Genomic DNA, 22,581 nt, shown 5'->3' on the forward strand with positions numbered 1-22,581 from the left:
TCTCTGGGCGCTCGATATCTTTTGCAGCGTATTCGGCCGAAGCACGAGCGACAAAATGACAGAGAAAAACAGTACCGGTGCGAAGTGGAAGGGTTTGAATGCCACATCACCCCAAGTCGGATTCAGCCGGTCCACCACCCGGTCGAACCCGCAAACCTCTAAGGTCGCATGAACATGCCGGTCACGATCACTCCGATACAAGAAAAAGACTGTTGGTCCGGATCAACCTGGACGATTGAGGATGAGAACGAACTGGCAGCTTTGATTGCCCGTGTAGCCATCGGACAATCGAGGGTCGTAGAACGTGTTTTGCGGGCTACAGGTGATTTGCCACATGGCTATCCTAAAGGGGGGTTCGACGGTGCCAGGAAGCTGTTGAGCGTTGCGAAAGGTGACAAGAGCTACCACCGGGACGGTTGGGTGTTTCAGGTTATCGCTTGGATTGCAGCGCATCGTTTCGACGATGAAGCACTAATCCGCGCCCCTCAGATGATTATGGCGGACAAGGGGCTCGATGGACTGATCATCGAGTTTGACGGTGATGGCATTGCCCGTGTGGTTATCTGCGAAGAGAAAGCGACCGAGCACCCCAGGCAAAAGGTCCAATCGGCGGTATGGCCGGAGTTTGAGGAGTTCGAGACCGGCGCGCGAGACAATGAGCTTGTTGCATCCGTTACGTCACTATTGGACCGATCCGGTGACCCCGATCCAGACCATACGGTGGCAAACATCCTGTGGGAAGAAAAAAGAGCGTACCGTGTCGCCGTAACTGTCGGCGAAAATCATTCCTCCCAAAAGGGGCGCAAACGTCTGTTCAAAGACTATGAGACGAAAGTCTTGGGTAACGTTGATCGGCGACGCGCGGAAACGCTGTTTCTCAAAAACGTGCGCAAGTGGATAAATGATCTGGCACAGAAAGCGCTCGCAGAAATCGACGCCGCGGAGGCCGCCAAATATGTATGATCCAGACACTTCCGCTCTCATTCGTTCTACTCCCGAATTACCTGATCTGGATCGAGATGCGTTACCGGATCGTCTCGCGCGTGCATTTGCTGAAATTGTATCGGCACGGGTTACGTTGCGTGATGGCGACGACGGTATTGAATCACTCGTCGCGACCATTCGCTTCGCACGACGCCTTGCCCAGACCAATGAGGCATTGGTCGTTGTAAATCCAGATCGAGAAAACAAGGCAGCCGCCGGATTTGTCGCGGCTAGTGCGTATCAACTGGTTCATCAGGCTACTGCTCTGAGAGAAGCGGGATTACCAGCGTCTTACTTAAGGCCTGATGGAATAAGCCCAGATGTTTCTGCGATGCTGCTCTTTCTCGTAGCTGAGGCTTCGGCAGATGCTGCAGAAGCGGCCACGGCTATGCGCATTCCTACAGGCGACAGGCTTCAATCAGAACTCATTCTTCACCTAATCATGCTGGCCAATGGTCAGGTAGGCCGCATCCGGGAGCGCAAACGGCCATCACAAGATGAGCTCGTTACCGGTACGGGCGGTGAGCGCGCAAATGCCGCCCTCTACTATCGTATTTTAAGAGGAGTTCGGGCTCTCGCCTTCGTACTGCAGGGGCGACGGATAAGGGGCATGGTCGATCCAATTGCAGTATTCGCCGAAGTAAAAGATTTGGCAGCACCTAGCCACGAGGAAGTGACGGAGCTCTTTGGTGAAGGCGCTATTGCTGTGTTTCCGGGCCCATTTCATTTGGCGAGCCTCCTGATTGCTGTCGGATCATCACTTTTGGATGGGGCTGTGGTGAATCTTCCTCCTCCAGATGGCGTGCCCAAAGATCGCTGGGCCGAAGCAATGAAAACGGTGGCCAAAACTCGCCCTTATCTATGGCGGAATCACAAGGACGCCGTAAACCGCGGCTATCTTGAGAACGGAACATCATCGGCCATCGGTTTCCCAACAGGCGCAGGAAAATCGACGACGGCTCAGTTAAAGATTCACGCCACTTTGTTGTCGGGTCGAAAAGCGGTATTTTTGGCACCGACCCACGCCCTCGTAGACCAAACAACCCGAGATTTGCGCAATGCTTTTCCGCGCGCTTCCGTCAGAGGAGAACGCACAGATGAGTTTGGCTTCTCTGGTGGTGACGAGGAATTGCCGGATCTCATGGTCATGACGCCGGAGGCTTGTCTGCTTTCTACTCATATGGAGCCCGAGCGGTTTGAGGATGTAGGTCTCCTGATTTTCGACGAATGCCATCTGATGCATCCCAGCACCGATGGGGACCGGCGCGCGATTGACGCAATGCTTTGCATTTTAGGCTTCACGCGGGTCGCACCCGTCGCTGACATCGTACTGCTTTCAGCCATGATGAAAAACAGTGAGGAACTGAGCGGATGGCTTGCGGAGCTGACAGGTAGGGCAGCTCTGGCTTTGGACAATGCTTGGAAACCCACACGCCAGCTGAGGGGATGCATCGTCTATGACGCAAAGAGACTGGCGGAGCTTCACAAGCTGCTGAGAAGCGAGCGACGTAAAAAGCCAAAAGGCGGGGTTCCAGCCGCTGTTGGGCGCCAACTTACGGTTAGGCCAAACGCATTTTTCAGCGTCAAGCAAACCTGGGCTTCCCAGGTCAGACGTGATTATGCTCTTGTGCCCCTACTCGATGAGGCATTGCAGTTATCGACAAACAAGTTTTGGAAGCTTACCCCGAATTCGGGCGTTGTTGCGTCTTCGGTTGCAGCGGCGGCCGCACGCGCTGGGTTGAGAACGCTTGTGTTTTCGCAATCAATCCCAAATGCAGTTTCAATAGCTGACAAGGCAGGGATTGCCCTCGATGTTTGCGATGTCGAGCTGAATGAATCGGAACGGAGAGCCTACGAAGTTGCAGTTGATGAAATGGGCGATCCTGAACAACTCTATCTGACACTCACAGATGGTAAGCTTACGTCCCGGGCGACAACTCATCATGGACAGTTGCTTCCCGAGGAACGTCAGCTTGCCGAGTCGCTCTACAAGCGGAAAGGGGCGCTGTCGGTACTAGCCGCGACACCGACCCTCGGTCAGGGCATGAACTTGCCGGCCGATCTTGTCATCATCGCAGAAGATAGCCAGTACGATACCGCATCCGGGCGCAAGGATCTCTTGAAACCCGAAGACCTGCTCAACGCCGCTGGTCGTGCCGGCAGGGCCGGTGAGAACGCAACGGGCATCGTATTGGTCGTCCCTGGGCGGTTAGTCCCTTTAGACGATGATGAAAACAAGATCGGCTCCAGATGGACAAGACTTCGAGATATTTTCGGGCAATCAGATCAATGCTTAGTTCTGAATGATCCCTTCACAGCGTTGATGGATCGCATACACGACAACGCAACCGACGCTGGCGACCTGGAAAAATATGTCGTTGCCCGGCTAGCGGAAACCCAACACGGTGAAGATGGGCAATTGGATGTTCGCCTCGGCCTGGCGCGAAGCTTTGCGGCTTACCGGAAATGTCTGGAGGCAGAGGAGGACTGGGTCGAAAGTAGGACAGCCGCAGCGCTTTCATTGCTGAATACCGATGATGAAGACTTGGCGATAGAGGCAATCACTCTGCGCAATACCGCTTCGATGTTGGGCATGCCGGAAGATGTTCTAAAGGACCTGGCCAGCGCACTTTCAGATCGGGGCTTTGAGAGTTTCACATCTGTCGCAGAATTGTGCAATTGGATGTTCGATTGGATGCTCGCGAAGCCCGAACATATGCCTCGCGTGATCAAACCGGAAGGTCTGGAATACCTGTTCGGGAACGATTTCAAGAAGCTGAAAGATGATCAGAGTCGGGCGGACTATGCCCTTCCGAAGCTACGTGCCGCACTTGAAGCGTGGATGGGTGGCGCGCCTCTGATCGAGATTCAGAAGGAACTCTCTGACAAGACCCGGGACAAAAAGCGCAGCACAAGTGCACGTAAATTTGTAATCCGGATTATTCCAGACTTGGCGCACCTGTTGGGCGCTCCGCTCCAAATCCTGCAGGGTCACATCAACATGCAATCCAGCGATCCGGTCGAGCAAGTCCCGGCATTGATACACGCCAATCGCTGTGTCAGGCGAGGATACGCGAGTGCTGAAATGGCAGCCTTCAACACTCTCATGTGGTCTGCAAAATGGTCGCGGCGTGAAGTTCATCGAAACTTCTCGAACGTAGTGACGTACCTCAAAGCAGCAAGTCCAGGAGAGACAATTGAAGCGTTAGAGGCTCGTGTTGAAGCCGCGTCAAACGCTGAACTCAACGATAGAGATTTATCAGATTTGATCTAGGTTAGCGGCGATATTCGACTGCGCCGATTTGTTTCAACTACTGCGATTTGTAGCATTTGAAACCTCGCTGCTGCCAGACAGAGCTTGCCTCATGGACCTTGAATGACTGCTTTCAAACATTGGAGGAATTCCTCTCGCACACGCAATTAACGGTAGGCCCTCGGATAGAGATAGGTGGCGATCCGGATCGCATGCCGGAGCACATTGGCGTCAGCATCGGCGTCGGCATCGACATAGATGCCGCGAATGAGCTGCACGATCTTGCCGGTTTCGGCCTGATAGTGGGCACGGGTCTTGTCGAGGTTTTCGCCGACGAGATAGATCAAATTTCTAACTGTCACGTATTTCAGATACGCAAAAGTTAGAATTTCCCCACCATCCCTCCTCACCGGGGCCGGACCAAGGGGGGGGTAAACCGCACGGGAGCCTGCACCTCACCACATTTACAACGCCGGCACCATCGGCACCATCATTGGCATGATGATCAGCAACATGGTGATCACAATGATCACGCGCAGTTAGTCAGCGTAGCGCGGCAACCGCACCTCGGTCTTTCGTCTGGCATTTAGCGATTAGCCGGTTCTGGATATTGGTTACAAGCCGCTGTTTGGTTGAAATGGCGGCACGAATACAGGCGCCTTACGTCGCCGCGCGCAAGTAATACGGCTTTATGCATGATCAACCGAAAAATCTCGTGAAAGACAACGAGTCACCAACATCTGCCAAAGAGGTCTAGTTTTTTCCTGCTTGGAAGCGCCTTCCTTGCCTTGAGCTGCATCTCAATATGTATTTTTTCCGCTTAAGAACTGCTTGGAAAGGGGATGTCAAAAAGGAACCAACCTTTCCGAAGTCACAGGTGCCTACCACTTCGAGCCGCGGGCATTGACGCTGCTGATCTGCAACGTTGCGCCAAACGGCCTGATGGCTTGCGCTCTGGTGTTGACAGTGCGATTCTAAAACTTGCGCGGGTGCTGGCACGTCAGGCTGCTCGGGAAGACCATGCGCGCGAGTTGGCGAGGAGCGCATGTGATGACAAAGAGAGCAGCGATTTATGCAAGGTTTTCAACAGACCTGCAAAATGAGCGATCTGTCGAGGACCAATTTGTTCTTTGCCGAAAGCACGCAGAGCAACACCAACTTACTGTTGTGAGAACCTTTGAAGACAGGGCCAGATCCGGGGCCTCCATATTCGGTAGGGACGGTCTGCTGCAATTGATGGACGCCGCCAGGGATGGTTCGTTCGATGTGCTGATCGTTGAGGCTCTCGATCGTCTGTCACGCGACATGGAGGATCTTGCCGGCCTGCACAAACGCTTGTCGTTTCTGAATATCGAAATTCGGGCCGTACATGAGGGCGTTGCCAACACCGTTCTTGTTGGTCTTCGCGGGTTGGTTGGACAGCTCTATCGTGAGGACAATGCGCACAAGATCCGCAGAGGCCAAGCTGGTCGAGTGGGGAGCGGCTTAAACGCAGGAGGGCTTACCTTCGGATATGCCCCTGTTCCCGGCGAACCTGGCAAACGAAAAATTGTCGAAGAAGAAGCTCAAACCATCCGTCGCATCTTCGAAGAGTATGTTGCTGGTCGAACTCCCCGGGACATTGCACATGACTTGAACCGCGATCGCCTTCCCGCGCCTCGCGGCTCTAAATGGAATGCGTCCACAATCAATGGCAATGTTCAGCGTGGAACGGGCATATTGCAAAACGAGCTGTATGCCGGTCGCCTCGTTTGGAACAAAGTGCGGATGGTGAAGAACCCGGATACCGGCCGGAGGATTTCTCGCCCTAATCCAAAAGAAGAATGGCAATCAGCCGATGTGCCGGATCTTGCAATCATATCGACTGAGCTTTTTGAACAGGCTCAGGCCCGGAAGAAGGAACGCGGAAAAGACCAGCCACACCTTCAGCGCAGACCTCGCCATATGCTTTCAGGACTGTTGAGGTGCGGCGTATGTGGTTCGGGCATGTCGACGAAGGGGAGGGACAAGTCTGACCGCATCAGGATCAGGTGTTCGGCATCGACGGAGAGCAATTCGTGCCCGGATCCGAGAACCTTCTATTTGGACACAGTTGAATCCGCGGTGCTAGCGGGCCTGAGTTCAGAGATGAAACAGCCGAAGGTTCTCGCAGAATATGTGAAAACCTATCATGAGGAACGCAAGCGACTGTCCGCAGAGGCCGATGCGAAGCGCAGCAGACTGGAACGCCGTGCTGCTCAGCTCAAGCGTGAAATTGACCGTCTTGTCGATCATTTGGCGAAAGGTATTGGGGACCCAAATGTGATTGGTCCTCGCTCGACGGAGCTTCACTACGAGCGTGAGGATATTCTGGCAGAGCTCGCGGAGGCTCCTCCTGCATACGAAGTGGTGTCGCTCCATCCTGGCATTCTGTCGCGTTATGAGCAGCAGCTCGAGACGCTTCAGAAAGCGTTGGCGGAGGGAATACGATCAGGGGATAGCGAGTGCGCTGAGGCGATGCGCGACCTTGTCGAAACAGTCACGGTGCATCGTGACCCGTCAGCACCTGGTGCCGTTGAGATTGAAGTCAAAGGTCGCCTATCCGCACTTCTCGGAGAGGGACATTATCCAAACGGCGTGAAAGCGTCGGGGGGATCGATGGTAGCGGAGGAGGGACTCGAACCCCCGACACGCGGATTATGATTCCGCTGCTCTAACCGGCTGAGCTACTCCGCCATCCCGTGCGATCCGAGCCTGGGTGGCCCGCGCGACGTGGGGTGCTTATAGTGAGGCGGCGGGCGGGCGTCAAGCGTTGAATTGGCGTCCGGCCGCAAAGTTTTTTGTCTGGCCTCAGGCCGCGGAAACCGGGGCTTTGACCTGTGGAAAATCGATCGCCCAGTCGCCCGTGCGTTCGGTATTGTGGATCCAGCCACCGCCCAGAACACGGGCTGTTTCGTCATCCGTATCAAAGAAGACGCAGGCCTGGCCCGGGGCGACGCCGGTTTCGCCGTTGGCAAGATCCACGAACGCCTTGCCGTTCAGGATGCGCAAGGTGGCCGGTGCCGGCGGCCGGGTGGAGCGGACCTTGGCGAAGAGCTCGATCTCGTCGCCTTCGTCCAGCGGCTGATCGCCGATCCAGTTCATTTCGCGCAGCAGGATGGTGCGGGTCGCCAGTGCCTCGCGCGGGCCGACGACGACACGGCGCTCGTCCGGGTCGAGGCGCACCACATAGAGCGGGTCGCCCGTGGCAACGCCAAGGCCGCGGCGCTGGCCGATGGTGTAGTGAATAATGCCGTCGTGCTCACCCAGCACGCGGCCGTCCATATGGACGATCTGGCCAGGTTCGGCCGCATTGGGGCGCAGCTTGCGGATGACCTCGGCATAATCGCCGTTGGGCACGAAGCAGATGTCCTGGCTGTCCGGCTTGTTGGCGACGGTCAGGCCGAATTCGGCTGCAAGCTCACGCACCTTCGACTTGGGCATGCCGCCAAGCGGAAAGCGGATGAAATCGAGCTGGTCCTGCGTGGTGGCGAACAGGAAATAGCTCTGGTCGCGGTCAAGATCGGCCGGGCGGAAAAGCGCGCGCTTGTTGCCCTGCTGGGCGGAGCGGACATAGTGGCCGGTTGCCAGTGCATCGGCGCCAAGATCCTTCGCGGTCTTCAGGAGATCGGTGAACTTGACCGTCTGGTTGCAGGAGACGCAGGGGATCGGGGTTTCGCCGGCGATGTAGCTGTCGGCGAAACGGTCCATGACCTGTTCCTTGAACCGGCTTTCATAATCCAGCACGTAATGGGGAATGCCGATGGTTTCGGCCGCGCGGCGGGCATCATGAATGTCGACGCCCGCGCAACAGGACTTCGCCTTGCTGACGGCGGCGCCGTGATCATAAAGCTGCAGGGTGACGCCGATGACGTCGTAGCCTTCGGCCTTCATCAGGGCGGCCACGACCGAGCTGTCGACCCCGCCGGACATGGCGACGACAACGCGTGTGTCTTCCGGGCGGCCGGGCAGATCCAGACTGTTTCGCATCCAGTGTACTTCCAGAAGTTTTTGGCCGATCGCGCAGACGGGGCGGTTGTCTGTCCCGAGCCTTCCACGCCCTGCCGGGCGGGCGGCGATCAAGGGCCCTATTCAAAGTTGGCGGCACTATACAGATAAGGAGAGCGGCTGCCAATTGCTTCCCCCGCATGGCAGGCACGCTTTGCCGGACCGGCAAAGCTTGCCGCCCGAAACCCGAGGGAGTTTCGCTTCGCCTTTGAAAAAGATGAGCAAAATCAAAGGTTCTGACAGGGTTTAACGTTTGGCCCGATGTTTGCTTTCTATTCCGGTGACGAAATATGCCCGCCGGTGCGGGCCGGGATCTGGGGGCAAGCGTGCTGCCATTTGGACTGACAACGGATGTTTCTGCCGGGGCGCTGGCAGCGGGTGCGGGCAGCGCACTTGCTGGCGGGCAGGCTTCTGCAGGTGCGGCTGCTTCCTCTGTTGGGGGCAAGGCAAACGGATTTGCCGACGAGCTGAACTCGATCTCGGGGCAGGGCGCCGCGAAGGGCGTAGGGCAAGACAAGGGTCAGGTCAGTGCCGTGGTTTCCGCCAAGGCCGGCCGGGCGGCCGATCCGGTGAAGTCGGGGGCGGTTGCCGCGCAGATCCAGACCGCTGTGGTGACAGGCGAACTTGCGCCCACCATTGCGGTGGATCCGACGGTCCCGGTTACCGATCCTCTTCTTTCCGGCGATATCGTGGCCGGCACTCCGCCGCTCAACGCGGGGCAACCCGGTGATACGGATCAGGGTCTGCTTCCCTCTGAAGGAGATGAGGCAGCGCAAACCGCCGACGTTGCCCTGGTTGCGGAATTTGCGCCGGTCGCTCCTGTTGCACCTGTTGTTCCGGCTCCTGCTGGCGAAGGCGCGGCTATCACGCCCGCCTCTGCCGATGCCGGCGTGCCCGGTGCCGCACTTTCGGGAAGCGCAGGTCTTGCAGGCAACGTTCCAGTGGTGCCTGCCGCTGGTGCCGCAAACGGGGCTGTGCCTGTTCCCGCGGCAGATGCTGGAGCTGGTGCAGGTTCCGGAGGTTCTGCACCGGCTACGGCGCCGAGCTTTGCCGGCGCGTTGAACGGGGTTGAGGCAGGCGCTGCGCAGCCTGAAAGAGCCGGGTTGACAGCACCGGCTACAGCGGCGGAGGCGCAGGCAGCAGTTGCACGGCCAGCGCCTGTCACGACAGAGCGTCGCTGGCAGAGCGAACTGCCGAAAGAATTCCGGGCGTCGGTAACGCCTGCCGCTCAGCCAGCCGGCCAGCAGCCGGCCGTGACGTTGCCTGTCCAGGCAAGTGTGCAGGCCGGCGCGGTGGTTGGCGGTCAGGCGCCGGGGCAGGGGCCTGGCGAAGCGCCTGGTCTCCAGGTTGCGGCAGCAACGCCTGCCGGAACTGTTGCTGCGTCTGTCTCGGCTGTCGCCAAGGCTGCTGCGGCATCTGAAGGCACGCAGGTTCCTGCAGTGCCTGCCGCACCCGTGGTGGATGGCGAGACGTCAGCCCAGCCGGTAACGGCGAACACGCAAACGGGTGATGCGAGCGCACAGGCAGGAACTGCGATGAGTGCGGCCACCACGCAGGTTGCCGCTGCCGTGAATGCGGGTGCCGTTCCTGTTCAGCAGCCGGTTCAGGCAACGCCCCAGCCGGTGTTGTCCGAACAGTTGCTGGCTGGTGAGCCTGTCGCCGAGGAAGGTACGGGTCTCGTCAAACCGGTCACGGGTGAAGCTTCCGCTCCGCAGGGGCCGGGCAATGCGCAAAATGCTGCTGCCGGACTTGCTGCCAAGGGCGCGGAGCAATCGGGACCTGAGCCGCGCGGTGCGGCCCTGGCTGGTCCTGTCGCTGCTGCGGCGCTGTCGAATATTGCGGCTGACGAAGCGGATATGCCTGCTGAATTGCAGCACACCAGCATTTCCGGCGAGTTCGGTGCGGCAACGGTACGCGGCGGCGATCTGGCAGGGGCAATGCGGACCGAGAGCCTGCAGATGCCGAGCCAGAGCCAGTCCGGCCAGGTGGCTACCCAGGTGGCCGCAGAGATTGCGCGCAATCTGAAGGATGGTCAGACCCGTTTCCAGATGCGTTTCGACCCGCCGGAGCTCGGCCGAGTCGAGGTTGAGATGAAGGTTTCTCATGATGGCAAGGTCCAGGCCCATCTGCGTGTCGACCGGCCGGAGACGCTGGACATGTTCCTTCGTGATCAGCGCGGCCTGGAGCGCGCGCTGGAAGCGGCAGGGCTCAACCCGGATTCAGACAACCTGCAATTCTCCCTGAGACAGGACGGCGGCCAGCAGTTCGGCTCCGAACAGGGAGGGGATGGACATCAGCCGGCCTCGAGTGGTGGCGGAGGCACGGTTTCCGCGGAAGCCGATCCGATGCTTGAAGACATTGTCAGAATGACCATCGCGGAAAAGCGCGGCGGCCTGGACATGAAAGTGTAACGGGGCGAGTTGCTGCCTCAGGAGTGAAAAAATGACAACCGTTTCTCCAACTTCCTCTGCATCGTCGCAGACCGGCTCGGCAACCAGCCAGGCCGGCCTCATCGCCGATTACGAACTGTTCCTGAGCATCCTGACGACGCAGATCCAGAACCAGGATCCGCTGGATCCGCTGGACTCGGCCGAATACACCAATCAGCTGGTTCAGTATTCGAGCGTCGAGCAGGCCATCAAGCAGAACCAGAACCTTGAAGAGATCATTGCCTCGCTGACGAGCAACCAGAGCATGAGTTACGTCAGCTATATCGGCAATGAAGTGACTGCTGATGCTTCCACGACGACCCTGTCAGGCAGTCAGGCCAGCTGGAGCTATAATGTGGCGGAAGATGCGACTGGCACCTTCGAGATCCGCAATACCAGCGGGTCCATCGTCTATAGCGGCGACATCGAGCTGGCAGCAGGCGACGGCACCTTCTACTGGAACGGGCAGACTGATTCCGGCCAGCAGGCCGTGAACGGGCTCTACACCATCTCCTTTAATGTGAAGGACGCCTCCAGCCGGCCGGAAACCGTCAAGACGACCGTATCGGGCATCGTCGACAGCGTGGACTGGTCGAGCGGCGAAGCGGTGCTGAAGGTTGGCAGCCAGGAGTTTCCGGTCAGTTCCGTGGTGTCGGTCGCCCGGCCGTCCTGATCAGCCACACATTCACATTTTTTGAAAACCGCTCCGGATGCCTCCGGGGCGGTTTTTCGCGTTTTCTCGATGTTTCAAGGGGCTGAGGGTAATCCGCGGGACATTTGCCGGCACAAAAAACAAGAATGAAGTGTGGCCGGAGGAGGGATGCAATTTTCAGGTTAATCGAATTGCCTTGCAAATTGCACGGTCAGGTAAATATGGTTAACGATTTCATATAATACTATTTAGAATTGGACCCTTTATCTTTGCGAAATCCTAAATATCATTCACTAAATTTAGATTTTATAGTTAATAAAAACACAATTTTGCTTTAGGCGTTTGTTAAGCGTCATCTTGTAGTCTCAAATCAGCCTTGGTCATGGTTAGTGTGAGAGTACAATGACCGAACACATTCGTTCGCGTGTAAAATATGTCATCGGACCGGACGGGAGCCCGCTTACCATTGCGGACCTGCCTCCGACTTCGACAAAGCGGTGGGTCATCCGCCGCAAGGCAGAGGTGGTTGCCGCAGTTCGCGGTGGCTTGTTGTCCCTTGAAGAAGCGTGCCAGAGATACACTCTGACAGTTGAGGAGTTCCTCTCCTGGCAAAGCTCGATTGAAAAGCACGGTCTTGCCGGGCTTCGAGCGACCCGGGTCCAGCAATATCGAAATTGACCCGGAACACGGTTTCTGCAATGCGCCGGTGGGGCGCAATCAAAAGGTCGGCACTGCCGGCCTTTTTATTTGTCTTGCTGTCCGTACGGAACTTATCCAAAAATTAATGAGGTAGGCAGTTTTTCCCCACCTCAGTTGCAGTTTGCATTAATCGAAATGGCGGAAACCCGCCGATCTGCCCCTATTGGAAAGGTTTTGTTAACCACTTGTTAACCACCTGGGCGGCAAATTTTGCCCATCGAAGGTGTGGCGTGCCCAGCCGACTCCAATAATAACGGCAGGGGCATGTTTCAAATGCGGGCGGGCATTCGTGAACGGACTTGTAGAATTCATCAGAACCTTGGGGGCGGCACGCATTGCTGCAATGGGGGCAGTTGCCGCCATCCTCGTCGGCGTCTTCGCCTTCATCATCTTTCGGGTGACGGCACCCCAGATGACGACACTCTACAACGAGTTGACCCTTGAGGATTCCGCATCGATCGTTTCCCAGCTGGAAAGCCAGGGTGTGCAATTCGAGATCGCTCGTCAGGGCGCCTCGATTCTCGTTCCGAACGAGCAGGTCGCCCGCCTGCGCATGCAGCTTGCCGCTGAAGGCCTGCCGACCGGCGGCTCTATCGGCTACGAGATCTTCGACCGTTCAGACACTCTTGGCGCTACCAGCTTCGTTCAGAACATCAATCACCTGCGCGCCATGGAAGGCGAGCTGTCACGCACGATCGGCTCCCTCGACCGCATCCGCGCCGCCCGCGTTCACCTGGTTATCCCGGAGCGTCAGCTGTTCCAGAGAGATCGTCGTCCGCCGTCAGCGTCCATCGTTCTGAACGTTCGTGGTGCCCTCGGCCCGGGCGAAATCCGCGCTGTCCAGCATCTGGTTGCCACCGCGGTTGACGGACTTGAGCCGGACCGTGTCTCGATTGTCGACGAAAGCGGCCGTCTGCTGGCTTCCGGCGCGGGCAACGACGAAGACGGCCTGATGACGAATTCGCTGCAGGAGCGGACTGTCGAGGTCGAAGGCCGGCTGCGCAACCAGATCGAGGAAATTCTGAACTCCGTCGTCGGCCCTGGGCGGGCACGGGTTCGCGTCAACGCGGAAGTCGACTATAATCGCCTGACGGAGACCACCGAGACCTTCGATCCGGACGGGCAGGTGGTGCGTTCGACCCAGTCCAAGGAAGAAGCTTCTTCCGCCGTGTCCCGGAACGGGCAGGTGACTGTTGCCAACCAGCTTCCGAACGCCGATGCTGGTCAGGGGCAGGCAGAGCGCGACACGTCGTCCATTACCGAGGAAATCGTCAACTACGAGATTTCCCACTCGACCCGGACCGAAGTTGTCGAAGCTGGCAAGATCAAGCGTCTGTCCGTTGCGGTGCTGGTTGACGGCACCTACCAGCCGGACGGCAATGGCGGCAGTACCTATACACCGCGCGCCCAGGAAACCCTGGACCGGATCGCTGTTCTGGTGCGCTCCGCAGTCGGTTTCGATGCCGAGCGGGGCGACGTTGTGGAAGTCGTGAACCTGCAGTTCGCCCTGCCGCCGCAGGACGACCTGCTGGCTGAAAGTGACAGCCTGTTCGATTTCACCCGCAACGACATCATTCGTTTTGCCGAGCTGGGTGTGCTGTTCCTGATTGCCGTGATGCTGCTGCTCTTCGTGGTACGCCCGCTGCTGCGCCGCATCGTGACACCGGAAGAAAAGCAACCTCAGGAGCTGATGATCGGTCCGGATGGGACGCTGGTAGTGGAGACGGAAGTGCCACAGGAAGAATCGGCTGAAGACGAATTCGTGATCGAATGGCTGGAACAGGCCAAGCAGGAAGGGGCCATGCAGGCAAGCTCGATTGCCAAGGTAGGCGACATGATCAAGGACCATCCGACCGAAGCGGTGACCATCGTTCGTGGTTGGCTGGATGAACAGGCGGCCTGACGGTGAGCGATCAACTCCAGAAACAGCTGCAGGTCAGCGCGGACGAAGAAGAGCGCGAGCTGAAGGGAGCGGAACGGGCAGCCGTTCTGCTTCTCGCGCTTGGCGAGTCCCATGGCGCGCCGATCTGGGCAAAGCTTGACGAGATCGAGGTGCGCCAGGTTTCGGCCGCGATGGCCAACCTCGGCCCAGTCACGCCGAACATGCTGGAGAACCTGTTCAAGGATTTCGTGCGCCGCGTCAGTTCCAAGGGATCGCTGACAGGGAACGTCGATGCGACCGAGCGGCTGCTGGCCAGCTTCCTGCCGGGTGAGAAGGTCTCCATCATCATGGAGGAAATCCGCGGTCCCGCCGGGCGTAACATGTGGGAGAAGCTCTCCAACGTGCAGGAGAACGTTCTCGCCAACTATCTGAAGAACGAATATCCGCAGACGGTCGCGGTGGTGCTGTCGAAGATCAATTCCGACCACGCGGCACGGGTGCTGGGCATTCTGCCGGAGGAACTGGCGCTGGAAGTGGTCAGCCGCATGCTGCGCATGGATGCCGTCCAGAAGGAAGTTCTGGAGAAGGTGGAGCAGACGCTGCGCGTGGAATTCATGTCGAACCTCACCAACACCTCGCGGCGCGACAGCCACGAGATGATGGCGGAGATCTTCAACAATTTCGATCGGCAGACCGAAGCCCGCTTCCTGGCAGCCCTGGAAGAGGACAACCGCGAAGCTGCCGACCGCATCAAGACCCTGATGTTCACCTTCGACGATCTGTTGAAGCTGGACGCAGCCAGTGCACAGACACTGCTCAGGCACGTCGAAAAGGACGCCCTGGCCATTGCGCTCAAGGGGTCCACGGATACGGCAAGGGAATTCTTCTTCGGCAACATGTCCTCGCGCGCCGCAAAACTTCTGCAGGACGACATGGATGCGCTTGGACCCGTGCGGTTGCGCGACGTGGACGAAGCGCAGACCGGCATGGTGAACAAGGCCAAGGACCTGGCAGCCAAGGGCGAGATCATGATCTCCAAGTCCAAGGGCGAGGATGAAATTATCTACTAATGCGGCAAACGGCAGGCACTTACAGCAGAATGGGACGCATGACCAACCCATCGAAATTTCTGTTCAACGTCGACTTTTCCGAGCCTGAAGAGCCGGAAGAGGTCGCTCCCGTCGAGCCGGAGATACCGATGATTCCGGTCGCCCAGCATGAGGAATTGCTGAAGAAGGCAAGGGCCCAGGCTTTCGAGGAAGGCCGGGTGAAGGCGCTTCAGGACCTGCAGACCAAGCAGGAGACGTTGCTTACGGCGGAAGTCAATCATCTGGCCGGGGCGGTTTCGCGCGTGCTGGAGACCCTGGACGGGCAGGTGGCGGAACGCGAGAAAGATGCCATCAGTCTCGCTTTTCTTGTGGCCAGGCGTTTGTGTGCCCATCTGATCGCACGCCAGCCGCTGGCCGAGACGGTGGCTTTGGTGTCAGAATGCCTTGGACCGCTGCGCAAGGCGCCGCATCTCGTCATCCGTATCGCCGAGAAGGATGTCGAGGTGCTGAAGGCCCAGGTGGATCCGATCATTCACGAAAAGGGCTTCGAAGGGCGGCTGGTCATCCTCGGCGAGCCGGAAATCGGCCGCGGCGACTGCCATATCGAGTGGGCCGACGGCGGTATCAGACGCGACCGCAAGGCGATCGAAGCCGAAATCGATGCCAGCATTCGTTCCTACCTGCGAGGGCGCAGCGCGGAAAGACGAGGCAAAACCTCCGACACGTCGGCGGAAAAGGAAACTGACGCATGAGCGACGAGCAAGATCACAATATCCCGCTCGACGAGCTCGAGGCGCCGCAGCGCCGGCTCGACGATGGCGAAATGCATGTACCGCAGTCCGCGGCTGACCTTGAGGCCGTGTTCGATGTTCCCGTGCGCATTTCCGCCGTTCTGGGGCACTCCAGAATGCATGTCTCGGACCTGTTGAAACTGGCATCCGGAACGGTTCTGGAACTCGACCGGAAGGTGGGGGAAGCCATCGATATCTACGTGAACGACCGGCTGGTCGCCCGCGGTGAAGTCGTCCTGGTGGAAGACAAGCTCGGCGTGACCATGACTGAAATCATCAAGACGGATCGATAGGGAAAGTAACGGATGCGGCTGTTAATTGTCGGAACGCTCGGCGGTCAGCTGACGACGGCTTCCAAGATCGCGATGCAGGGCGGGGCCCAGGTCACCCATGCGGACGATATCGAAGGTGCCTTGAGGGTGCTTCGGTCCGGGCGCGGAGCGGACCTCCTGATGGTCGAGGTCCATCTCGACATTGCCGGGCTGATCCAGAAACTCCAGAACGAACGCGTGCATGTGCCGGTGGTGGCCTGCGGCGTGGAAACGGATGCACAGGCCGCGGTGTCTGCCATTCGGGCAGGCGCGAAGGAATATATCCCGCTGCCGCCCGATCCGGAGCTGATCGCAGCCGTTCTGGCGGCTGTTGCCCAGGAACGCGGCGATCTGATCTACCGGGACGATGCCATGGCATCGGTGGTCAAGCTTGCCGAACAGGTCGCGCCATCCGATGCTTCTGTGCTGATCACCGGTGAATCCGGCACGGGTAAGGAAGTCATTGCCCGCCATGTGCACAAATGCTCGAACCGGGCCTCGAAGCCGTTTATCTCGATCAACTGCGCGGCCATTCCCGAACATCTTCTGGAATCCGAACTCTTCGGCCACGAGAAGGGCGCCTTCACCGGCGCGGTCGCCCGTCGGATCGGCAAGTTCGAGGAAGCCGATGGCGGCACGCTGCTGCTTGATGAAATTTCGGAAATGGACGTTCGCCTGCAGGCCAAGCTCCTGCGCGCCATCCAGGAGCGTGTGATCGACCGCGTCGGCGGCACGCGCCCGGTTCCTGTCAATATCCGCATCCTGGCAACGTCCAACCGGGATCTTGCCGAAAGCGTGCGTCAGGGCCATTTCCGCGAAGATCTTCTGTTCCGCCTCAATGTGGTGAACCTGAAGCTGCCGGCTCTTCGCGAGCGGCCGGCGGACATCATGGAACTCGCCCTGTTCTTCATCAAGCACTACTCGGAAGCCAATGGTGTGCCGGTTCGGCCACTGTCCGTCGAGGCCCGTCAGGCGCTGATGTCCAATCCGTGGCCGGGTAACGTGCGCGAACTGGAAAACACCATGCACCGCGCGGTGCTGCTGGCTTCGGGTGGTGAAATCGGCGTCGAGGCGATCCGCATGCCGGACGGCTCGCCGCTGAGCGTCTCCAAGGGCGCTGCGGAGCGTGCGGCGCAGACGGCGGAAGCCGTGACGCGATCCTTCGTCGGACGCACGGTTGCCGATGTCGAGCGTGATCTCATTCTCGACACGCTGGATCATTGCCTGGGCAACCGGACACATGCTGCAAAAATTCTGGGTATTTCAATCCGGACGCTGCGCAACAAGCTGAATCAATATACCGATGAAGGAATAAGCGTTCCGGGACCGGGCGAAGCCCGGGCCTGAGCGCACCGGCAGGAACCATAACAAAGGCCCCGTCCGTTGATTGACCCGGGCGGCGGTTACAGGAAACCAGACCACAAATGTCGGACACGGCGGCAGGCGAACAGCGCAGACCGGAAGGCCCCTCAGCGGAGCAGCAGACGGCTGCGCCCGCCGCGGCTACCGGCCTAGCCGCTTTCCCCTTCCTTCAGGAGGTGTTTGACACCCTTCGCCGGGGTGACGTCGGTCTGGCGACCGGCATTCTCGTCATCCTGACGCTCCTGATCCTGCCGATGCCACCGGTGATGCTGGACACGTTCCTGGCGGTCTCCATCATCTTTTCCGTCATGATCCTCATGACGGGCCTGTTCATCCAGCGGCCGCTGGAATTCTCGTCCTTCCCGACAGTGCTGCTGATTGCGACCATGCTGCGGCTGGGTCTCAATATTTCCTCCACCCGGCTTATCCTGGCAAACGGGCATGAAGGCACTGCGGCGGCGGGCAACGTCATTCAGTCCTTCGGCAATCTCGTCATGGGCGGGAACTTCGTCATCGGGATCATCGTCTTCGCAATCCTGGTGATCGTAAACTTCGTCGTCATCACCAAGGGTTCCGGCCGTATCGCGGAAGTCGCGGCACGCTTTACCCTGGATGCCATGCCGGGCAAGCAGATGGCGATCGATGCGGATCTGTCCGCAGGCCTCATCGACGAAGCCGAGGCCAAGTCTCGGCGCAAGGCGCTTGAAGACGAAAGCGCCTTCTTCGGGGCCATGGACGGTGCGTCCAAATTCGTGCGCGGCGACGCCATTGCCGGCCTTCTGATCACCTTCATCAACATTCTCGGCGGCATCTTCATCGGTGTTGCGCAGATGGAGCTGACCTTTACCGAGGCCGCCAACAACTACACGCTGCTGACCATCGGCGATGGCCTTGTCTCCCAGATCCCGGCACTGATCGTTTCCACGGCGGCCGGCCTTCTTGTTTCCAAGGCAGGTGTGCATGGCGCTGCCGACAAGGCGCTGACCAGCCAGTTCACCGGCTATCCGAAGGCACTCGGCATGTCGGCCGCGGTTATGGTGATCCTGGCGCTGCTTCCGGGGATGCCCATGGTCCCGTTCTTCGGTCTTGCAGGTCTTGCCGGTTACCTGGCCTTTTCCGTCGGGTCGAAGAAGAAGAAGGCCGCGGCAAAGGCCGAGATGGTCAAGGCCGTGGAAGCTGCGCCGAAGCCGCCGCCAGAGCCGCCGATTACCGACGCCCTGAAGATGGACGAACTGCGGATCGAGCTCGGCTATGCCCTGTTGCCGCTGATCAACGGCAAGGCAACGGGCGACAACGATGTTCTGACCGAGCAGATCAAGGCATTGCGCCGCCAGATCGCGGGCGACATGGGCGTGATCATGCCGCCGGTGCGCATCCTCGACAACATTCAGCTTGGCGCGAACGATTACGTCATCAAGGTGAAGGAGGTCGAAGCCGGCCGCGGGGTGCTTTACCCGAACCACTTCATGGTCATGGATCCGGCAGGTGGGCAGGTCAAGCTGCCGGGCACGCACACCACGGAACCGACGTTCGGCTTGCCGGCAACCTGGGTGGAGGCCCAGTACCGCGAGGATGCTTCCCTGCGCGGCTACACCGTGGTGGATCCGGCAACCGTTCTTTCCACGCATCTGACCGAGACGATCAAGGCCAATATCAGCGAACTCCTGACCTATGGCGACGTGCAGAAGCTGCTCAAGGAGCTGAAGGGCGAGCAGGCCAAGCTGGTCGAGGACCTGATCCCGTCGCAGATCACCGTGTCCGGTGTCCAGCGCGTGCTGCAAACCCTCCTGGGCGAGCGGATTTCGGTTCGCGACCTTGGAACCATTCTGGAAGGCGTGTCCGAAGCAACCGGCATGACCCGCAACACGGACACCATTGCCGAGCACGTGCGCACCCGTCTTGGCAGGCAGATCTGCGCCGCCAATCTGGCGCCCGGCGGCTATCTGCCGCTCATCGCGCTGTCGCCGCAATGGGAGCAGGCTTTCCTGGAATCCATCATCGGCGAGGGTGATGACCGCCAGCTAGCAATGCAACCCAGCAAGCTGCAGGAATTCGTCGGCAGGGTCCGCGATGCGTTTGAGCAGGCTGCGCAGCAGGGCGAGGTTCCCGTGTTGCTGACATCCCCGCAGACCAGGCCGTTCGTTCGCTCCATCGTCGAGCGTTTCCGCGCCCATACGACGATCATGAGCCAGGCGGAAGTTCACCCGCGGATCAAGCTCAAGACAATCGGTTCGATCTGAGGTGGGGCAATCATCAGTGCGTTCAACAAAGGCTCTGTTGAACACCCGCTGATGTCATGCCCGGTGTGCTAGACGACCACGTTAATCCTGGCCATGGCGGCGGTCTGACTGGCGTATGTGCCCAGCCGGCCCTGGTTCTGCAGGACAAACAGCGAATTTGCCTGAGAGGCCTGCGTGTTGATCGATTGCATCACGTAAGCGAGGTTGTTCAGCTGGTCGATACGCTTTGCGGCTGTCTGACGCCGCTTTGTCCAGGCCTTGTTGTAGTCGGCCAGGGACACCTTGCGACTGGAGCTGAAACGTTTGGAATAATCTCGTTGGAAGTAGTTGCTGACCTTGGCCATGCGATTGCCTTTTCAAAAGACTGAAACAGCATAGCTCCCGAAGGAATAAACAAGCTCTTAACGCGCGTTTCTGCAGAAAACGCTACGTAACTTTTTTCGAGAAAATATCATCTTCCCGGACCTTTGCCCGGCGGTTTATCCGGGAAAATCTAGACGAGCACGTTGATGCGGGCCATCGCGGCGGTCTGGTTCGCATAACCACCCAGCCGGCCTTGGTTCTGCATGACAAACAACGTGTTTGTCTGAGCTGCCTGCGTATTGATGGTCGCGAAGGTGGATGCCAGGTTCCGAAGCTGCTGCATTTTCTGCGACGACGCCTGACGGCGCCCGTTCCAGGCCTTGTTGTAGTCAGACCAGGTTGACTGCCGCTTCGTGCTGAAAGTTTTGTGGTAGTCCCGCTGGACGTAGTTTCCGACCTTTGCCATGGCAGCTCCTTCCTGGAGATCTGAACAGACTGTGTGCGAAGATGGTTAACAAGCCCTTAAATCAGCGCAATGTGCACAGGGCGGCTTGGCGACAAACGTTCCAGCTGTTAAGCCCGGAAAAACACGCGAGATTCTGGAGTTTTCATGTCGACGCAAGCGCTTAACCTCGATGGCTACACCGATATTCCGGAGGGCAAGGTTGCCTTCGTGGTCACGTTCCTGGAAATGCTTCAGGCACCTGAACAGCCTCTTGCGCCATCACGCAGCGACGTGACATTGCAGCGGTGGCAGACGCCGGATCTCGACAGCTATCGCAAGCTTTTCCGGGAGGTCGGTGAAGACTGGATCTGGTTCGGCCGGCTGGTTCATGACGACAAGACGCTGGAGCAGTTGCTCGCCGAGCCTGCCCGCGAGAACTACCTGCCGATCATCGATGGCAAGCCGGTCGGTACGCTGGAGCTGGATTTTGCCAACCCGGAAGAGCCTGAACTTTCCTATTTCGGTCTGGTCCCCGGCGCGATCGGTGGCGGACTTGGCCGCTGGCTGATGGCCCAGGCGCTGGACATCGTCTGGTCACGCCCGGAAACGAAACGGCTCTGGGTGCACACCTGCACCGGCGACAGCCCGCAGGCGCTGATCTTTTACCAGGCCTGCGGTTTCAAACCCTACAAGCGCGCTATCGAAGTTGCCGAAGACCCGCGTCTGCAAGGACTTCTCGGGCGCAAGCGCGCCCCGCATGTGCCTGTGATCGAGTGAGGACGCGCTTCAGCGCGATCTCGAAGGAATGGGGCTGCCCGCTCGCAAGCGCACCCGTCTAGGCACTTGCCCGAACCCGCTCCGGAAAGGCATCTGCAATGGCCTTGCGGTTTGCCTCCAGCACGCCGCGCTCGGTGATGAGGCCGGTCACGAGACGGGCAGGGGTGACGTCGAAGGCCGGATTTCCGACAGGAGATCCGTCCGCAACGATGTCCACCGTCTCGATCTCGCCGGCGCTGGTGCGGCCGGTGATGCGGCTGACTTCTTCGCCGCCGCGTTCCTCGATCGGGATCTGCCGGATACCGTCCGACAGGGAAAAGTCGATGGTCGGTGACGGCAGTGCGACATAGAAGGGCACACTGTTGTCCTTTGCAGCCAGTGCCTTCAGATAGGTGCCGATCTTGTTGCAGACATCACCGGTGGCCGTGGTGCGGTCCGTTCCGGTGATGACGATATCGACCTCGCCATGCTGCATCAGATGTCCGCCGGCATTGTCGACAATCACCGTGTGCGGCACACCATGCTGACCGAGCTCCCAGGCGGTCAGAAAAGCCCCCTGATTGCGCGGTCGGGTTTCGTCGACCCAGACATGAACGGGAATGCCGCCGTCATGGGACATGTAGATCGGCGCTGTCGCGGTGCCCCAGTCGACGGTGGCCAGCCAACCGGCGTTGCAATGGGTGAGGATGTTGACCGGCTCACCGGCGCGTTTCAGCCGCGAGATCGCGGCAATCAGCTCCATCCCGTGCATGCCGATGGCCATGTTGATGGCGATGTCCTCGTCGCAGATGTCATTGGCCAGCTTGAACGCTGCTTCCTCGCGGATTTCAGGTGCCAGCCGGACCAGTGTCCGACGCGCCTTGTCGAGGGCCCATTGCAAGTTGACCGCTGTCGGCCGGGTTTCCAGCAGGGACGAGCAGGCAGCATGGAGATTGTCGTCTGAAGCGTCAGTCCGCATGGCCAGCGCGACGCCGTAGGCGGCTGTTGCTCCAATCAGAGGCGCGCCGCGCACCTGCATGAACCGGATCGCATGGGCGGCGTCTTCCATTGTATGCAGTCGGATGGTCTCGAACGTGTGCGGAAATCTTGTCTGATCGATGATCTCGACCGAGCCGCCATCTTCCGCCAGCCAGATCGTGCGATATTTCTTGCCGTCCACGTTCATGAGCGAAACTCCGCAATCGCAATATGTTTTTTGCATAACCCATGAACAGGCTTCAGGCCAGTCGCGCGTTACTGGCGCGACTGTCAAAAATACCTTAATCTCCGTTAACCATGTTTGGATCATTGCCAGTGGATAGCTCGCAGGTGGAGGCCATGCGGCTGTTTCACTCGCGATAGAGTCAGTTAAGACTTGATTCACCAACGGCAGTACAAC

The 22,581-nt window shown here is 58.8% G+C and carries 18 protein-coding genes and 1 tRNA gene; 13 read left to right on the forward strand and 6 right to left on the reverse strand.

The features are described from left to right. Positions 1-174 precede the first annotated feature (174 nt). Positions 175-963 carry a hypothetical protein gene (locus tag B0E33_RS19025; protein ID WP_077293459.1) on the forward strand — a complete coding sequence of 263 codons (789 nt, stop codon included), beginning with the start codon at positions 175-177 and terminating at the stop codon, positions 961-963. Next, on the forward strand, positions 956-4,258 hold the full coding sequence (locus B0E33_RS19030; RefSeq protein WP_077292093.1) for a DEAD/DEAH box helicase: 3,303 nt from the start codon (positions 956-958) through the stop codon (positions 4,256-4,258). The genes B0E33_RS19025 and B0E33_RS19030 overlap by 8 nt, the downstream gene beginning before the upstream one ends. Before the next feature lie 146 nt (positions 4,259-4,404). Here the strand turns inward: B0E33_RS19030 and B0E33_RS19035 are convergent, their stop codons facing one another. After that, positions 4,405-4,599 carry a hypothetical protein gene (locus tag B0E33_RS19035; RefSeq protein WP_156912439.1) on the reverse strand — a complete coding sequence of 65 codons (195 nt, stop codon included), beginning with the start codon at positions 4,597-4,599 and terminating at the stop codon, positions 4,405-4,407. A 688-nt stretch (positions 4,600-5,287) separates the two neighbouring features. On the opposite strand from B0E33_RS19035, the gene B0E33_RS31305 reads away from it, so the two are divergent. Further along, positions 5,288-6,919: a recombinase family protein gene (locus B0E33_RS31305; protein WP_077293461.1), complete on the forward strand. Its 1,632-nt coding sequence runs from the start codon at positions 5,288-5,290 to the stop codon at positions 6,917-6,919. Here B0E33_RS31305 and B0E33_RS19045 read toward each other — a convergent pair. Further along, positions 6,876-6,952, reverse strand: a tRNA-Met gene (locus B0E33_RS19045). The genes B0E33_RS31305 and B0E33_RS19045 overlap by 44 nt on opposite strands. 114 nt (positions 6,953-7,066) lie before the next feature. Then, positions 7,067-8,245: a tRNA 2-thiouridine(34) synthase MnmA gene (mnmA, locus tag B0E33_RS19050; protein ID WP_077292094.1), complete on the reverse strand. Its 1,179-nt coding sequence runs from the start codon at positions 8,243-8,245 to the stop codon at positions 7,067-7,069. A 308-nt stretch (positions 8,246-8,553) separates the two neighbouring features. On the opposite strand from mnmA, the gene B0E33_RS19055 reads away from it, so the two are divergent. From B0E33_RS19055 to flhA, 9 genes are all read left to right on the forward strand, one after another. Then, complete coding sequence (locus tag B0E33_RS19055) at positions 8,554-10,674, forward strand: flagellar hook-length control protein FliK (protein WP_077292095.1); 2,121 nt, start codon at positions 8,554-8,556, stop codon at positions 10,672-10,674. A 31-nt stretch (positions 10,675-10,705) separates the two neighbouring features. Next, entirely contained in the window at positions 10,706-11,365 is a 660-nt protein-coding gene (locus B0E33_RS19060) for a flagellar hook assembly protein FlgD (protein ID WP_022998158.1), read from the forward strand. A gap of 381 nt (positions 11,366-11,746) precedes the next feature. Next, positions 11,747-12,022 carry a CtrA inhibitor SciP gene (gene sciP / locus B0E33_RS19065; protein WP_022998157.1) on the forward strand — a complete coding sequence of 92 codons (276 nt, stop codon included), beginning with the start codon at positions 11,747-11,749 and terminating at the stop codon, positions 12,020-12,022. Between the two features lie 310 nt (positions 12,023-12,332). Then, entirely contained in the window at positions 12,333-13,946 is a 1,614-nt protein-coding gene (gene fliF / locus B0E33_RS19070; protein ID WP_031268276.1) for a flagellar basal-body MS-ring/collar protein FliF, read from the forward strand. 2 nt (positions 13,947-13,948) lie between these two features. Beyond that, the gene (fliG, locus tag B0E33_RS19075; protein ID WP_022998155.1) at positions 13,949-14,995 is read left to right on the forward strand and encodes a flagellar motor switch protein FliG; all 1,047 of its coding nucleotides are present in this window, start codon (positions 13,949-13,951) and stop codon (positions 14,993-14,995) included. Between the two features lie 38 nt (positions 14,996-15,033). Next, positions 15,034-15,726: a FliH/SctL family protein gene (locus B0E33_RS19080; protein WP_208997665.1), complete on the forward strand. Its 693-nt coding sequence runs from the start codon at positions 15,034-15,036 to the stop codon at positions 15,724-15,726. Beyond that, a complete protein-coding gene (fliN, locus tag B0E33_RS19085; RefSeq protein ID WP_022998153.1) occupies positions 15,723-16,058 on the forward strand; it encodes a flagellar motor switch protein FliN in 336 nt (111 codons plus the stop codon). Before B0E33_RS19080 ends, fliN begins: the two co-directional genes overlap by 4 nt. Positions 16,059-16,070: 12 nt before the next feature. Continuing rightward, on the forward strand, positions 16,071-17,423 hold the full coding sequence (gene flbD, locus B0E33_RS19090) for a sigma-54-dependent transcriptional regulator FlbD (RefSeq protein ID WP_062487576.1): 1,353 nt from the start codon (positions 16,071-16,073) through the stop codon (positions 17,421-17,423). Positions 17,424-17,500: 77 nt separating this feature from the next. After that, complete coding sequence (gene flhA, locus B0E33_RS19095) at positions 17,501-19,678, forward strand: flagellar biosynthesis protein FlhA (RefSeq protein WP_062487578.1); 2,178 nt, start codon at positions 17,501-17,503, stop codon at positions 19,676-19,678. A 68-nt stretch (positions 19,679-19,746) separates the two neighbouring features. Here the strand turns inward: flhA and B0E33_RS19100 are convergent, their stop codons facing one another. Continuing rightward, complete coding sequence (locus B0E33_RS19100) at positions 19,747-20,022, reverse strand: flagellar biosynthesis protein (protein WP_077292097.1); 276 nt, start codon at positions 20,020-20,022, stop codon at positions 19,747-19,749. Between the two features lie 149 nt (positions 20,023-20,171). Continuing rightward, a complete protein-coding gene (locus B0E33_RS19105) occupies positions 20,172-20,447 on the reverse strand; it encodes a hypothetical protein (protein ID WP_062487580.1) in 276 nt (91 codons plus the stop codon). A gap of 144 nt (positions 20,448-20,591) precedes the next feature. Between B0E33_RS19105 and B0E33_RS19110 the strand changes: the two genes are divergently transcribed. After that, positions 20,592-21,203 carry a GNAT family N-acetyltransferase gene (locus B0E33_RS19110; RefSeq protein WP_062487583.1) on the forward strand — a complete coding sequence of 204 codons (612 nt, stop codon included), beginning with the start codon at positions 20,592-20,594 and terminating at the stop codon, positions 21,201-21,203. 58 nt (positions 21,204-21,261) lie between these two features. Here the strand turns inward: B0E33_RS19110 and mtnA are convergent, their stop codons facing one another. Beyond that, on the reverse strand, positions 21,262-22,368 hold the full coding sequence (gene mtnA, locus B0E33_RS19115; protein ID WP_075284768.1) for an S-methyl-5-thioribose-1-phosphate isomerase: 1,107 nt from the start codon (positions 22,366-22,368) through the stop codon (positions 21,262-21,264). Between the last annotated feature and the right edge of the window lie 213 nt (positions 22,369-22,581).

Source organism: Roseibium algicola (assembly GCF_001999245.1).
Classification (GTDB): domain Bacteria; phylum Pseudomonadota; class Alphaproteobacteria; order Rhizobiales; family Stappiaceae; genus Roseibium; species Roseibium algicola.

Excerpts from the sequence above, each read along its gene's own strand:
- mnmA (WP_077292094.1), bottom strand. The coding sequence starts at position 8,245 with ATGCGAAACAGTCTGGATCTGCCCGGCCGCCCGGAAGACACACGCGTT.
- mtnA (WP_075284768.1), bottom strand. The coding sequence starts at position 22,368 with ATGAACGTGGACGGCAAGAAATATCGCACGATCTGGCTGGCGGAAGAT.
- B0E33_RS19110 (WP_062487583.1), top strand. The coding sequence starts at position 20,592 with ATGTCGACGCAAGCGCTTAACCTCGATGGCTACACCGATATTCCGGAG.
- B0E33_RS19080 (WP_208997665.1), top strand. The coding sequence starts at position 15,034 with ATGACCAACCCATCGAAATTTCTGTTCAACGTCGACTTTTCCGAGCCT.
- fliN (WP_022998153.1), top strand. The coding sequence starts at position 15,723 with ATGAGCGACGAGCAAGATCACAATATCCCGCTCGACGAGCTCGAGGCG.
- flbD (WP_062487576.1), top strand. The coding sequence starts at position 16,071 with ATGCGGCTGTTAATTGTCGGAACGCTCGGCGGTCAGCTGACGACGGCT.
- sciP (WP_022998157.1), top strand. The coding sequence starts at position 11,747 with ATGACCGAACACATTCGTTCGCGTGTAAAATATGTCATCGGACCGGAC.
- B0E33_RS19100 (WP_077292097.1), bottom strand. The coding sequence starts at position 20,022 with ATGGCCAAGGTCAGCAACTACTTCCAACGAGATTATTCCAAACGTTTC.
- B0E33_RS19025 (WP_077293459.1), top strand. The coding sequence starts at position 175 with ATGCCGGTCACGATCACTCCGATACAAGAAAAAGACTGTTGGTCCGGA.
- flhA (WP_062487578.1), top strand. The coding sequence starts at position 17,501 with ATGTCGGACACGGCGGCAGGCGAACAGCGCAGACCGGAAGGCCCCTCA.
- B0E33_RS31305 (WP_077293461.1), top strand. The coding sequence starts at position 5,288 with ATGACAAAGAGAGCAGCGATTTATGCAAGGTTTTCAACAGACCTGCAA.
- B0E33_RS19105 (WP_062487580.1), bottom strand. The coding sequence starts at position 20,447 with ATGGCAAAGGTCGGAAACTACGTCCAGCGGGACTACCACAAAACTTTC.
- B0E33_RS19060 (WP_022998158.1), top strand. The coding sequence starts at position 10,706 with ATGACAACCGTTTCTCCAACTTCCTCTGCATCGTCGCAGACCGGCTCG.
- B0E33_RS19055 (WP_077292095.1), top strand. The coding sequence starts at position 8,554 with ATGCCCGCCGGTGCGGGCCGGGATCTGGGGGCAAGCGTGCTGCCATTT.
- B0E33_RS19030 (WP_077292093.1), top strand. The coding sequence starts at position 956 with ATGTATGATCCAGACACTTCCGCTCTCATTCGTTCTACTCCCGAATTA.